13 protein-coding genes and 1 riboswitch are annotated in these 12,558 nt (G+C 65.6%); of the genes, 4 read left to right on the top strand and 9 right to left on the bottom strand.

Annotated elements, in window-relative coordinates; translation table 11 throughout:
- Positions 1–29: 29 nt before the first annotated feature.
- Positions 30–491: a (2Fe-2S)-binding protein gene (locus AB3X96_RS09365; RefSeq protein ID WP_368589503.1), complete on the top strand. Its 462-nt coding sequence runs from the start codon at positions 30–32 to the stop codon at positions 489–491.
- A gap of 214 nt (positions 492–705) precedes the next feature.
- On the opposite strand, the gene AB3X96_RS09360 is transcribed toward AB3X96_RS09365, so the two are convergent.
- From AB3X96_RS09360 to AB3X96_RS09330, 7 genes are all read right to left on the bottom strand, one after another.
- Positions 706–2,283 (bottom strand): efflux transporter outer membrane subunit, encoded by a 1,578-nt coding sequence (locus AB3X96_RS09360; protein ID WP_368589502.1) that lies wholly within the window; start codon positions 2,281–2,283, stop codon positions 706–708.
- Positions 2,280–3,290, bottom strand: coding sequence for an efflux RND transporter periplasmic adaptor subunit (locus AB3X96_RS09355; RefSeq protein ID WP_368589501.1), 1,011 nt, complete (start codon positions 3,288–3,290; stop codon positions 2,280–2,282). Before AB3X96_RS09355 ends, AB3X96_RS09360 begins: the two co-directional genes overlap by 4 nt.
- Positions 3,287–3,496 (bottom strand): DUF1656 domain-containing protein, encoded by a 210-nt coding sequence (locus tag AB3X96_RS09350; RefSeq protein WP_368589500.1) that lies wholly within the window; start codon positions 3,494–3,496, stop codon positions 3,287–3,289. The genes AB3X96_RS09355 and AB3X96_RS09350 overlap by 4 nt, the downstream gene beginning before the upstream one ends.
- 70 nt (positions 3,497–3,566) lie before the next feature.
- Positions 3,567–5,669 carry an FUSC family protein gene (locus AB3X96_RS09345; protein ID WP_368589499.1) on the bottom strand — a complete coding sequence of 701 codons (2,103 nt, stop codon included), beginning with the start codon at positions 5,667–5,669 and terminating at the stop codon, positions 3,567–3,569.
- A gap of 6 nt (positions 5,670–5,675) precedes the next feature.
- Positions 5,676–6,296 (bottom strand): MarR family winged helix-turn-helix transcriptional regulator, encoded by a 621-nt coding sequence (locus tag AB3X96_RS09340; RefSeq protein WP_368589498.1) that lies wholly within the window; start codon positions 6,294–6,296, stop codon positions 5,676–5,678.
- Between the two features lie 84 nt (positions 6,297–6,380).
- A complete protein-coding gene (locus tag AB3X96_RS09335; protein ID WP_368589497.1) occupies positions 6,381–8,039 on the bottom strand; it encodes an ATP-binding protein in 1,659 nt (552 codons plus the stop codon).
- 3 nt (positions 8,040–8,042) lie between these two features.
- Entirely contained in the window at positions 8,043–9,560 is a 1,518-nt protein-coding gene (locus AB3X96_RS09330) for an ATPase domain-containing protein (RefSeq protein WP_368589496.1), read from the bottom strand.
- A gap of 196 nt (positions 9,561–9,756) precedes the next feature.
- Between AB3X96_RS09330 and AB3X96_RS09325 the strand changes: the two genes are divergently transcribed.
- Positions 9,757–10,197: a hypothetical protein gene (locus AB3X96_RS09325; RefSeq protein WP_368589495.1), complete on the top strand. Its 441-nt coding sequence runs from the start codon at positions 9,757–9,759 to the stop codon at positions 10,195–10,197.
- Between the two features lie 13 nt (positions 10,198–10,210).
- Here the strand turns inward: AB3X96_RS09325 and AB3X96_RS09320 are convergent, their stop codons facing one another.
- Positions 10,211–10,831, bottom strand: a complete 621-nt coding sequence (locus AB3X96_RS09320; RefSeq protein WP_368589494.1) for a histidine phosphatase family protein — start codon at positions 10,829–10,831, stop codon at positions 10,211–10,213.
- Between the two features lie 77 nt (positions 10,832–10,908).
- Positions 10,909–11,064, top strand: a riboswitch (cobalamin riboswitch).
- 40 nt (positions 11,065–11,104) lie between these two features.
- On the opposite strand from AB3X96_RS09320, the gene AB3X96_RS09315 reads away from it, so the two are divergent.
- Together AB3X96_RS09315 and AB3X96_RS09310 are read left to right on the top strand one after the other, a co-directional pair.
- On the top strand, positions 11,105–11,326 hold the full coding sequence (locus tag AB3X96_RS09315) for a CbtB-domain containing protein (RefSeq protein ID WP_013093044.1): 222 nt from the start codon (positions 11,105–11,107) through the stop codon (positions 11,324–11,326).
- A gap of 11 nt (positions 11,327–11,337) precedes the next feature.
- Positions 11,338–12,078: a CbtA family protein gene (locus AB3X96_RS09310; protein ID WP_368589493.1), complete on the top strand. Its 741-nt coding sequence runs from the start codon at positions 11,338–11,340 to the stop codon at positions 12,076–12,078.
- Between the two features lie 171 nt (positions 12,079–12,249).
- Here AB3X96_RS09310 and AB3X96_RS09305 read toward each other — a convergent pair.
- Positions 12,250–12,558, bottom strand: a 309-nt coding sequence (locus AB3X96_RS09305; RefSeq protein WP_368589492.1) for a hypothetical protein, incomplete at its 5' end; no start/stop codon positions are given.

Below are 12,558 nucleotides of genomic sequence, written 5' to 3'. Positions count from 1 at the left end.
GATGCAGCGTGGCGACTCAGGAGGCAGGCATGGCGGTACTGAACATCAACGGACGCAGGGTGCTGGTCAATGCCGACCCGGACATGCCGCTGCTATGGGTACTGCGCTGCGATCTCGGCATGACCGGCACCAAGTTCGGCTGCGGCGTGGGCATCTGCGGCGCATGCACGATCAATCTCGATGATGCCGCGTGCCTCGCTTGCCAGACACCGATGTCGAGCCTGCATACGCAGAAGATCACGACGATCGAGGGTTTGCAGGGACGCGAGGCGCAGGCGCTGAAGACCGCGTGGCTCGAACTCGATGTGGTGCAGTGCGGTTATTGCCAGAGCGCGCAATTGATGGCGGCTTGCGCGTTGCTGAAGCGCAAGCCCGAACCGACCGATGCCGACATCGACGAGGCGATGACGCCGGTGGTGTGCCGTTGCGGCACGTATCCGCGGGTGCGGGCGGCGATACATCAGGCGGCGGCGAAGGCGCGCAAGAGCTGAGCCGCTGTTGCGGAGCGCCGCCCACCCAACTCAACGCGCAAACATTTCGACCACCGTAACCACCGCGGTGAAGATACCGATGCATCCGCCCAACGTGACTACGCCCTGCATGAATGGCGACATACGAGACCCCGTAGTTGAAGTGGTGTCACGTATTTAACCGAAAGAGAAAGCAAAAAGAAAGCTTGTCAAAAATAAATCGTAAGACGGCCGATCAAGGCGCTTTCGCAGTCGCGGCGCCCGACGCTCCCGACTTCGCGCTCGGCTTGCCCGCCACAGGTGTTGCCTGCAACTGCGGCCGCGTTTCTCCCGGCGTGCTTTGCCCGCCGACCTCCCACCCGCCGCCGAGCGACAGGAACAGATTGACCTGATCGACCGCCACCTGCCCTTCCGCCGCCGCGAGCTGCGACTTTGCGGACGTCAGCGTGCGCGTCGCGTCGAGGTCGGCGATGAACGACTCGCGCCCCGCGCGATACAGCCGATGCGTTTCATCCGCCGATTGCGCGGCCGACTTCAGCGCCGCGCGCAGCGCTTCGGCGCGTGCATAATCGGACGCGTAGGTCGCGAGGTTGGTCTCGGTTTCACGCAGAGCGCCCAGCACCACGCCGTCGAACTTCGCGAGCGCGACCTGGCTCGACGCTTCGGCTTCGCGGACCCGCTGCCGCGCGCCATTGGCCGGGAAGTTCCAGCTGATCAGCGGACCGAAGCCCCAACGCGCCGTCGGCTGGGTGGGAATGTCTTCCAGAATGCCGGTGAAGCCCGCCGACGCGCCGATGCTGATGCTCGGGTAAAGCGCGCCGGTTGCGACGCCGATGCGCGCCGTCGACGCCGCGAGCTGACGCTCGGCTTCGTGCACGTCCGGGCGCCGCCGCAGCAGCCCGGCGCCATCGCCGATCGGAATCGGCTGGTGGATTTGCGGCAGCCGGTCGCACGCGAGCACGGCCGGCGGCAACTGGGACGGTGACTGCGCCAGCAGCATTGCGAGCCGGTATTGCGCGATCTTGCGGCGCGCGGTGTAGCGCGGAATGTCGGCCGTCAGCGTCTCGACCTGGGTCTGGCCGCTCGTGACCGCGGTCTGGTTGCCGCGGCCCGCGTCGCGCAGACGACGCGACAGATCCACGCGCTGCTTCTGCAACGCGAGCGATTGCTGCGCGATGTGCAATTCCTCCGCCGCCGAGCATTGTTCGACATACGAGCGCACCACGTCCGCGACGACGGTGATGCGCGCGAGGTCGCCCGCGGCTTCCACCGCCTCGGTGTCCGCCGCCGCCGCTTCGACACCGCGGCGCAGCTTGCCGAACAGATCGATTTCGTACGAGACGTTGATGCCCATGTCGCCCAGATTGGCGACCGGCAGTTTCTCGAACAGCAGGAATTGCTCGGCCGATTCCTGCGCGCGCTGGATCGCCACCGACGCGTTGCCCGAGAAGCCGCCCTGCGCCTGCGCCACGCCCAGCGCTTCGCGCGAGCGCGCGAGATTCGCGGCCGCGACGCGCAGGTCGGTATTCGATTTCAACGCCTGTTCGACCAGACCGTTCAGCACCGGATCGTCGTACAGCTTCCACCAGACGGTCGGCGTATTGAGGTTCGACGTCAGCGTGGGATCGGCGCCCTCGATCGCTCCGGTGGCGAGCGGCGCATTGACGAGCGCCTGTTTCGGCAGCGTGTAGTTCGGCCCGACATTGATGCAGCCGTTCAGCGCGAAGGTGAGCGGCAATAACGGCAGCAGCGGCAGCAGCGGCAGCAGCGGCAAGCGCGGCGCCAGCGAGGACAAGGTACGCACGAACTTCATTGCGATGCGCCCGATGCTGCGGTGGCCGTTGCCCCGGCCGACCCGGAGCCTACGGACGAACCCGGCGCCAGTGGCGCAGCCGAAGCGGCGACAGAGCCAGATGCGCCGCCCGTGCCCGACACGGCTCGGGTCCTGACCGGCGACAGGTCACGCACCGACACCGTCGCGGTCCGCCCCGCGATCAGGCGAAAATCAGCGGGCACTTCGTCGAGGGCGACGCGCACCGGAATGCGCTGCGCGAGCCGCACCCAGCTGAACGCCGGGTTCACGTTCGGCAGCAGATTAGCGCTTTGCGTGCGGTCGCGGTCTTCGATGCCGGCGACGATGCTCTGCACGTGCCCGCGCAGCGGCTTCGGCTCGCCCATCACGATGATGTCGACCGGCTGGCCGATGTCGATGCCGCGCAGCTTGGTCTCTTCGAAGTAGCCGTCGACGCGGAACGAATGCATGTCGACCACCGCGACCACCGCGCGGCCCGCCGCGACGAATTCGCCGGCGCGCGGCGCGCGGTCGTTCAGATAGCCGTCGACCGGGCTTTTGACCGTCGAACGTTCGAGGTTCAGCTTCGCGGTGTCGATCGCGACGTTCGCGTCGGCAAGCGCGGCTTCGCCCGCGTCGACGCGCGAGCGGCTTTCTTCGAGCACTTCGGCGGCCACGAGATTGCCGAGCTGGCGGTTGCGCGCGTATTCGCGGCGCGCCTGATCGAGCGTCGCGCGGCGCTGCTGCGCGGTTGCCTCGGCCTGACGCAAAGCGAGCGTGTAGCGCGCCTGGTCGATCCTGAACAGCACCTGGCCCTGCTTGACCTGCTGGTTGTCCATGACCTCGACCGACGAAATCAGTCCCGACACGTCGGGGGCGACCTGGATCACGTCGGCGCGTACGTGCCCGTCGCGGGTCCACGGCGCGAACATGTAGTAGTTGACGAGTTTCCACAGCACGAATGCCGCGACCACTACGACGATCAGGGTCAGCAGGATCTGACCGACGGAGAACCAGGTTTTTTTCACGTTATTAGTCTGTGCGAAACGACGACGACAAGGCCCAGCACCAGCACATAGATGCCGAGATCGAAGATGGAGCGATGCCAGACGAAGCGGTAAAAGCCGGCGTAATCGAGCACGGTGCGAATGCCGAGGTTGACCAGATACGCGATCAACATCAAGACCAGCACGGACGGTACGAACACGCCGAAGATATCGATTTCACCGATCATCGCGGGAACTGGGAAAAGGGGAAGGCGGGGCGCGCCAGCGGGTACGAGCGGTGGCGCAAGAATGGGTACGTCACGCGGCGGCCTCCGGTTCGGTCGGCGTTGGTTTCGTGAGGGTCGCCGGAAACAGCGAAAGACGCAAGCCGACCAGCGCGTGCAGCGCATCGCGCAACTGGCGCGCCGAGGTTTGCGAGATCTCGGTCGGCGCCGCGGCGTTGGCGAGCCCCTGCGCGGTGACGCGCGCGACGGCCACGTCGATCAACGACATCAGGCTGTCCGGTACCGGCTCGCGGCGGCGTCGAGCGACGCAGCTCTCGTAGTATGTACGCACTCCATCCAGCACATGCTCGATCGCGCCGGCCGCTTCGCCGCCGAGCTTGCGTGTGAGGCGGCGCAGATCGAGCGCGTTGAACGCGATGCGCAGGTCGCGGAAGCTCTCGATCGACGGATGGCGGTAATCGTCGGTGGCCGCGAGGCGCGGGATCAATTGCATCAACCGGTCGAGCATGCGCGCGGCGAGGTTGCGCGGATCTTCGATCGGCCGCGTGGATGCGGTCAGCGCGACGTCGGCCCAGCTCGAGCGCAACAGGCGCGCCGCGGCGAGCTCGGCGCCGAACGGGCGCGTCACGCGGGTCCACAGATAGGCGTAGAGCAGGCCGGAAAGGCCCGCGAGGTTGGCGTTCAGGAAGGTCAGGAAGTTCGCGTCGTAAGCGTCCTGAATGCTGATGAAGGTGGCCGTGTTCACCGCGACCAGCACCGTCACCATGTTGAACTGCGGGCGTGGAATCAGCGTGCCGACCAGAATGAACGGCGCGGCGAACAGGATCACCAGCATCGCGAAGTCGTGCACCTGCGGCAGCACGACGAACAGATAGAGGCCCGCGGCCACGACGGCGACGCCCGTCGCGACGAAGAAGCGGAACACGAACGGCGCGGGCTCGTCGAGCGCGGCGAAGAAGCAGCAGGCCACTGCCGCCAGCGTGACCGCGCTCGCGCCGTCGTTCCAGCCCGAGCCGATCCACAGCGCGCACGCGAGCACCACGGCCGCGCCCGCCGACAGGGTCGCGAACAGCATCATGCCGCGATCGTAGAAGCGCTCGGTGCCGCCGAGCCGCCAGTGACGGAAATGCGGCCGCCACGAACCTTCCTCGCGCGTGATGATGATGCGCAGCGAGCGGCAGTCCTGCCACACGTCGATCACTTGCCCCAGGCGCCACAACGCGTTCGACAGCAGCGCGCCGTCCCAATGCGCGAGCGCGGCGGCAGGCGGGCGCATCGCGGCGATGCGCGCGCGCAGCGCGTTGGCGGTTTCGTCCGCGCGATAGCCCTCGCTCGGCTCGGGCAGCGGTTGGTCGAACCACTTGATGACGTCGTCGATCAGCGTCTGCAGCCCTTCGGGCCAGTGTTGCGGGCCGTTGTAGTAGAGCGCGAGCAGCGGATCGGCGAGCGACGACATGATAGGCAGCAGTAACTGCATGCGGCCGCGCAGTTCACGCGCGCGCGCGAGCACGTCGGGCCGGGTGTGATCGTAGGCGAGCTGGCTCAGCAGCAGTTCGAGACCGTTGATCGTGCTCGCGAGCCGTTGCCGCGCGCCGGAAATCGCCGAGCTTGCGATACGGCCCGATAGCGTTTCGGTCGCGTAGAACGCGGCGTCGCGAAACCATGCGTCGGTGCGCTCGATGATCGTCGGCGCGAGCCGGCTCGGAAACACCGCGCTGCCGACGATGCTCGCGCAGACGATGCCGACAGTGATCTCGAGGGTCCGGCTCACGGCGAGATCGAATACGCTGGTCGGATTCGTCACCGATGGCAGCGCGATGATCGGCATCGTATAGGCGGCCAGCATGAACACGTAGCTGCGAGCGGTGCGGTCCGATACCGCGAGGTACAGCATCGTGCCGGTCCACGCTGCGACGATCACGCTGAACAGGTACGGCGATTCGACGAACGGCGGCACCAGCAGCACCGCGCCCGACGCGCCGAGCACCGTGCCCAGCGCACGATAGATCGCCTTCGAGCGGGTCGCGCCGACGAACGGGTTCGACACGATGTAGACGGTGGCCATCGCCCAATACGGCCGCGGCAGTTCGAACGCGAGGCCGATGTAGAGCGCGAGCATGGCCGCGGCGAACGTCTTGACGGAGAACAGCCAGTCGCGGAGAGTGGGATAGACCATAAGCCGTTACGCGGAATCGGCGTTGTGCCGCGCGCTGGCTCGCGCGCCGCGCCTGGTGGACTTGCGCGCCTTGACGGTGCCGCGTGATTTGTCGGCCGGTTTGGCCGCGCTTTTGCCGCTCGTCCGTTTGACCTTGCTGGCAAGCGCCTCGCCTTTGGCCGGCTCGGGCTCGCCGCCGCCTGGTTCGGCACGTGCGGCGGCATCGGTCGTGAATGCGTCGAGCACGCGCAGCGCAGCTTCGAGATCGTCGCGCGATACACCTTTGAGCGCCTGCGCGCGCAGCGTGACCAGCTCTTCTTCCATCTTCGCGGTGACGGCGCGGCCTTCGTCGGTCAGGGCGACGGTCTTCGCGCGGCGGTCTTCGGGGTCTTCGTCACGGCGCATCAGGCCGGCCGCGCACAACTGGTCGAGCAGCCGCACGAGCGATGGCCCCTCGATGCCGATGTGATCGGCGAGCGTGACCTGACGCACCGCCGAGCCGAGCCGGCTTGCGGTCAGAAGCGGTGTCGCGCACGCTTCGGAGACGTTGAAGGCCGCGAGCACACCGTGACTCGTGCGCCGCCACTTTCTGGCGGCGACGACCAGCGTGCTGCTGACGGTGCGGCGCAAGGCATCGAGATTCGACATGGCCGGTATTGTATTTCCAAAATATTCGTTAGCAAACTATTGATTTGGAAATCGTGGCCGAACCGGAGCAGTCTGCGGTGCGAATCACGCAACCAGCCCAATCCGCACCGTGCGCGCCAGATCGTCGAGCTGGAACGGCTTGCGCAGGATCGTGCAATGCTTGACTGCGAGATCGGAAATGTTCACGTCCGCATAACCGGTCGCGAGGATCACCGGAAGATCGGCACGCAGCTTGCGCGCCGCGGCGATCACGTCGATGCCGTTCATGCCCGGCATCGCGAAGTCGACCATCAGCAGATCGGGATGATCGTCGACGAGGCGGTCGAGGCCCGCCTGGCCGTCGGCGGCCTCGGTCACCGTATAGCCGAGCATGCGCAACGATTCAACGAGCATCGCGCGCACCTCGTTGTCGTCCTCGACCACGAGCACGTGCTTGTCACCGGCTGCGTTCGCTTCCGCGTCGGACTCCGCTTCGTTCTGCGCGAGCACCCGCTCGCGCATCGGCAGCCAGATCTGCACCGTGGTGCCGGTGCCTTCTTCGCTGAAGATGCGCGCGGTGCCGCCCGCCTGCCTCGCGATGCCATATACCTGGCTCAGGCCCAGCCCCGTGCCCTTGCCGACCGGCTTGGTCGTGAAGAACGGATCGAACACGCGCGACACGACGTCGGGCGGAATGCCTTCTCCGGTATCGGTGACTTCGATCACGACGTAGCGGCCTTGCTTCAACGTCTGGTCGGGCGCATCGCGCAGGGTCACGTGAATGTCGAGGCGGCCGCCATCCGGCATCGCGTCGCGAGCGTTGATCGCGAGATTGAGCACCGCGAGCTCGAGCTGATTCGCGTCGGCCCGGGTCCACATTTCATTACGCTCGAAGTCGTTGCCATAGCGGATGCTGGAGCCGAGCGACACCGCGATGATGTCGCGCATGCCTTGCAGCAGCGCGACCACGTCGATCGCTTTCAGATTCGGGTTGCTGTTGCGCGAGAAGGTCAGCAGCTGGCCGGTCAGTTTCGCGCCGCGCTCGGTCGCACGTTTGACGGTGGCGGCCATGCCGCGCAGGCGTTCGTCGCCGCTCACGCGCGCGATCAGTTCCGCGTTCACCATGATCACGTTCAGCAGATTGTTGAAGTCGTGCGCGATGCCGCCAGTCAGCTGGCCGAGTGCCTCCATCTTCTGCGATTGCACGAGCACGGCCTGCACCTTCGCGCGTTCGTGGATCTCGGCCATCAGCCGGTCGTTGGCTGACGCGAGTTCGTGCGTGCGCGCGGCGATGCGGCTTTCCAGCGAATCGTTCAGCTGCTCCAGCGCGTCCTGTGCCTCGATGCGCTCGGCAAGCAGCCGTCGCGATTCATATTGCCGCCCGCGGGCGCGCAACGATGACGCGACCGCGCGCCGCAAGGTTTCCGAATTGAGCGGACGTTCGAGCACGACGACGTTGCCGAGCCGTTCGAGCACTTCGAGCCCGCGCGTGGAGCGATGGCCGATGCTGCGCGCGGCGAGCAGGATGAACGGGAAGTCGGACCATGCGGGCTGGCGTTCGAGCCACGCAAAGAGACCCGAGCCGTGGCCGTTCGCGAGCGCTTCCTCGGTGACCAGCGCGGTGCCCGCGCCGGCGTCGAGCTCGCTGGTGAGCGCGTCGGCGTCGTCGCAGGTCACGCAGGCGCGTGCGTCGTTGTGCAGCACAGCGGCGATCACTTCGGCGTCGCGGCCGAACGGTGCGAGGATGAGGACGCGCTGCTCCATCGCTTACTGTCCCGACGTGTCGATCAGATTGTTCGCCGCACCGAGCATCGCCGTGCTGCCGCGATACGAGGGCAGGCCCGACAGCACGCCCTCGAAGTCACGCAGCGCTTCGCCGACCTCGACGCCTTTGGTGCCGAGGCGGAACTGGCGGATCGTGCGTTCATGATCGTTCGCGCGGCTCTTGACGGCGGTTACCGCGGTCAGCACTTCGCCGTGATGCTCGAAGTAGCGGAACAGCACGACCACGTCGCTCAGATAACTGATGTCGACCTCGGTCTGCACCTCGCCGATGATGCCGTGCTGCCCGAGCACGAGCATCGTGACCACGCCCTGCTGATTCAGATAGCCGAGCAGCTCGTGCATGTGCAGCAGCAGGAAGCGCTCGCCGGGCATCGCCTGCAGATAGGCGTTCAGGCTGTCGACCGCGACATAGCGCACACCTTCGTTTTCGACCGCGTTGCGCACGTCGCTCGACAGCTCGCCCGGCGAAATTTCCGCGGGATCGATCTGGCGCAGCGTCAGCAGGCCGCTGTCGACATGCGGTGCGAGATCCATGCCGAGCGACGCGCAGCGCGTGACCAGGGTGCTGAGCGTTTCATCGAACACGTAGTACGCGCAGCGCTCGCCGCGTTCGAGCGCGGCAAGCAGGCACGACACGACGGTGGTGGTTTTGCCGACCCCCGACGGGCCGATGATCAGCGAATTGGTGCCGGGAACGAGGCCGCCGCCGAGCAGCGCGTCGAGGCCTGGCGTGCCGGTGCTCATCGGGCTCGTGCCGAATTCGCGGTGATGCTCGGCGGCGACGAGGCGCGGATAGACGCGCAGACCGCCGGTGTTCAGCGTGAAGTCGTGATAGCCCTCGCGGAACTTGATGCCGCGCATCTTCGCGATGCGCAGACGCCGGCGGTTGCCGCCGTAATCGTGGGCAATGTTGTCGAGGCTGATCACGCCGTGCACGATGCTGTGAAGCTGAATGCCGGAGGCGCTGGCCGACGTGTCGTCGAGCAGCAGCACCGTGCATGCGCGCGTCGAGAAATGGTGCTTGAGCGCGAGAATCTGCCGACGGTAGCGCAACGGGTTCTCCGCCAGCAGACGCAGTTCTGACAGGCTGTCGAGCACGACGCGCGCGGGTTTCAGTTCGTCGACGTGTTCGATCACGTTGCGCACGCTTTCGCCGAGTTCGACTTCGGCCGGGTGCAGCACGCTCTGTTCGTATTGCGGTTCGAGCCCTTCTTCGGGCAGCTGTTCGAGTATCTTGAAGCGGCTCAGATCCCAGCCGTGGCTGGCGCCGATCGCGAGCAGTTCGGCACGGGTTTCGGACAGCGTGACGTAAAGACCGGTCTGCCCTTCGTCGAGGCCCTTGAGTAAGAATTGCAATGCCAGGGTCGTTTTGCCCGTGCCTGGCGCACCCCCTACGAGGTACATGCGGTTCGGCGTAAGACCACCGCCGAGGATGTCGTCGATTCCTTCGATGCCCGAGGATAAGCGGGCGCGGGTGGAGGCGGCGGTGGTAGTCGACATGATGGTTGAAATGACGTCGGCAGTGGCTTTGATCGGAAGCGGCGCGATGTTGCGGCCGGTATGGCGCTACGCAATTTGTGTGCCGTCCTGCGCCGCCTGCGTGCTGGGTGTTCGCGCGTATGGGCATGAAGCGTGCTGTTGCGGGTGGCTCGTTGCGAGCTTTTTTCAGCAGCCCTCTGGAAGCTTCACGCGCAACATGAAAACCTATCGACTCTCCGCTATCACGCTTACCGCGGCATCGCTCGTTGCGCTGCTGCCGGTCGGCGCAACCGCCGACGACAGCCCCAGACCTTGCGGCGCGCTCAAACGTATCGTCGCCGCGGCGCCGGACGGCTTCACCTCGCTGACGCCCGACGACGGCAAAGGCGTCGCGCAACCTTATGGCGACGACGCGCAATGCTCAGCCGCGCATCGTAGTTTCCAGTGCACGTGGACGCCGCATCAGGCGGTGGGTTCGAACGCGGATGCATTGGAAGCGGTCGCGGCCGACATCGCGTCGTGCCTGCCCGCTGCAACGCACGATCAGAATTCGCCGGGACGTCAGCACTTTTATCTCGGCGCGAAGGATCGACGCACCGAAATTACGCTGACTCCCGAGGGGGCGAACCGGTTGCGGCTCGTGGTGTCGGGCAGGTAAGCGGCGGTTCCGTTCAGGCCGTGGCAGACGGCCACCATGACCAGCCGCGCCGCGAGTGGTGCAATTCGACGACCGACAGCGGCGTGATCTCGATGTGACAGAACACGGTTGGCGATGCGCCGAGGGCATGCACGATTGCCGCTCGCAGAAGCGTTGCGTGGGTGATCGCGACGATGGTTCGACCGTGTGCAGAGGCCGCGAAGCCTGCTTCGTTGACCGCGTTGCATGAGCGTACGTCTGCCTGTTGCGCGTCGAGCCACTCTCCGACCCGCCGCACGAGTCGATCGAACGATTCACCCCCGGGCGGTGCTGCGTCGGGCTCGCGTGTCCAGGCGGCGAGTTCGCGGGGGGCTTCGTCGGCAATGTCCGCGAGGCGCTGGCCGCGCCATTTGCCATAGTCGATATCCGCCAATGCGTCGGCAGGCGTGGCGCTCAGACCGAGCGCGGCGACCGTTTCGCGGGCGCTGGAGGCGGGGCTGGTGAATACGGTGGCGTCGGCGGGAAGCGCGAGACGGGCGCGCGCCGCTTCGGCTTCGGCGCGGCCGCGCGCGTCGAGCGGATCGTCGGCGGGGAAGCGGCCCGCGCGCTGCGCGGCCGTTGCCGCATGGCTCACCAGTAATAGTCGCGTATCCATTCTTTGCGTTGGCGCCTCATTCGCACTTGCCTGCGTGGCTTGACGGGCTCGCGGCGTGCGTTGCGCGTTGCGGCGTAGCCCTCGCCGTCGCGGAAGCCGCAGTTTAGCGCGTAGAATACCGACACTGCGAAGCACGGAAGCCGGTGAGAGCCCGGCGCGGTCGCGCCACTGTAATCGGCCTTGCAATCCACAAGAGCCGAAAGCCAGACCTGAGCTTCGCATCATTCCTCTGCAATCGACTATCGGGGCGCGTTACCCCAGGAGATGTCCATCATGACCGAAGCTGTTTTCGATCGCGCCGCGCAACCGGCGGCCCAGCCCACTCCCATTCCTTTGCGCGAACTGCTGCCGTGGGTCGTGTTCGGCGGCTTGCTGCTGTTGCTCGCGCTTTACTTCGTTGGTGCGGAACAGGGTGCGACGTCGCTCGTGCCCGGCATGTACGTGCATGAGTTCGTGCACGACGGCCGCCATCTGCTTGGCTTTCCCTGCCACTAACGGAGTTCGACATGGTAGGTAAATTGTTGGTGCGCGGGATGTTCGCGGGCATCGTCGCGGGCTTGCTCACGTTCGCGTTCGCGCGAATCGTCGGCGAACCACAGGTCGATCAGGCGATTTCATTCGAAGAGAAAGCGGCCGCCGCGCGCGGCGAGGCGCCCGAGCCCGAAATCGTGAGCCGTGAGACGCAGGCTGGCCTCGGCCTGCTGACTGGCGTGGTCACGTATGGCGCGGCATTCGGCGGTCTGTTCTCGCTGGTGTTTGCTTATGCGTATGGACGCGCGGGTTCGTTGAGCGTGCGCGCGCTGTCCGCGTGGCTCGCGCTTGGCGCGTTCATCGCCATCGTGGTCGTGCCGAATATCAAGTATCCGGCCAATCCGCCGTCGGTCGGTGATCCGGACACGATCGGCGCGCGCACGGGCCTGTTCTTTCTGATGATCGCGATTTCGCTCGCGACGATGGTGTTTTCGCTGAAGGTGCGGCGCCGCGCGGCGGCGAAGCTGGGTGCATGGAATGGCTCGATCGTCGCGGGGCTCGTATTCGTCGTGATCATCGCGGCCGTACAACTGTCGATGCCGGTCATCAATGAAGTGCCGGCGACGTTCCCGGCCGTGCTGCTGTGGAAGTTCCGCGTCGCGGCGATCGGCATGCAGGTGGTCATGTGGACGGCGATCGGGCTGTTGTTCGGCGCGATGGTCGAGCGCAGTGCTTTTATGCGTACGAATGCGCGGGTGACGATGAAGTCCGCCTGAATAAGACGGTGACGCGTGGCCGCGCAAGCGGCGACGCTTCGCGCGCAACGCGCGAGAATGGTTTTGGATCAAGTACTTGGCGCGGTTGTGGAGCGGTTATCCACAGCCTTGCGAACATTTTCTGTGGAAAAGCTGCTTAAAGGCTTTTCGCAACTCCACTCGACGCGGCGCCTAGGGGAATCCAATTGGACGCCTAACTAATTCATGTTGTACGCGGCGCTGCTCAATTTTTAAGCTCTTCAACTTTTTAAAATAATTTGTGAGAAGGGTATTGACGCGGCGCGGACCGCTCTCCATAATCTCGCTTCTCTGCTGCAGACGCAGCGACGCAAACGAAGCAGTGCCGGGTGGTAGTAGTTCAGGCGCTGCGGGTTGGGCGGATCGATCTTTAAAAACTAACAGCCGATAAGTGTGGGCGCTTGATGCGGAATGCGGCGGCGGATCCGGATGGATCTGCTGCAAGGCAAAAGTATCAGAAGC

It is taken from the genome of Paraburkholderia sp. BR13439, from assembly GCF_040948805.1.
Classification (GTDB): Bacteria; Pseudomonadota; Gammaproteobacteria; order Burkholderiales; family Burkholderiaceae; genus Paraburkholderia; species Paraburkholderia youngii.
This window is presented reverse-complemented; position numbering and strand designations above follow the sequence as displayed.

What these genes read in the sequence shown, in the direction of transcription:
- AB3X96_RS09365 (WP_368589503.1), top strand. Translation starts at nt 30, where the DNA reads ATGGCGGTACTGAACATCAACGGACGCAGGGTGCTGGTCAATGCCGAC.
- AB3X96_RS09360 (WP_368589502.1), bottom strand. Translation starts at nt 2,283, where the DNA reads ATGAAGTTCGTGCGTACCTTGTCCTCGCTGGCGCCGCGCTTGCCGCTG.
- AB3X96_RS09350 (WP_368589500.1), bottom strand. Translation starts at nt 3,496, where the DNA reads ATGATCGGTGAAATCGATATCTTCGGCGTGTTCGTACCGTCCGTGCTG.
- AB3X96_RS09345 (WP_368589499.1), bottom strand. Translation starts at nt 5,669, where the DNA reads ATGGTCTATCCCACTCTCCGCGACTGGCTGTTCTCCGTCAAGACGTTC.
- AB3X96_RS09340 (WP_368589498.1), bottom strand. Translation starts at nt 6,296, where the DNA reads ATGTCGAATCTCGATGCCTTGCGCCGCACCGTCAGCAGCACGCTGGTC.
- AB3X96_RS09335 (WP_368589497.1), bottom strand. Translation starts at nt 8,039, where the DNA reads ATGGAGCAGCGCGTCCTCATCCTCGCACCGTTCGGCCGCGACGCCGAA.
- AB3X96_RS09330 (WP_368589496.1), bottom strand. Translation starts at nt 9,560, where the DNA reads ATGTCGACTACCACCGCCGCCTCCACCCGCGCCCGCTTATCCTCGGGC.
- AB3X96_RS09325 (WP_368589495.1), top strand. Translation starts at nt 9,757, where the DNA reads ATGAAAACCTATCGACTCTCCGCTATCACGCTTACCGCGGCATCGCTC.
- AB3X96_RS09320 (WP_368589494.1), bottom strand. Translation starts at nt 10,831, where the DNA reads ATGGATACGCGACTATTACTGGTGAGCCATGCGGCAACGGCCGCGCAG.
- AB3X96_RS09315 (WP_013093044.1), top strand. Translation starts at nt 11,105, where the DNA reads ATGACCGAAGCTGTTTTCGATCGCGCCGCGCAACCGGCGGCCCAGCCC.
- AB3X96_RS09310 (WP_368589493.1), top strand. Translation starts at nt 11,338, where the DNA reads ATGGTAGGTAAATTGTTGGTGCGCGGGATGTTCGCGGGCATCGTCGCG.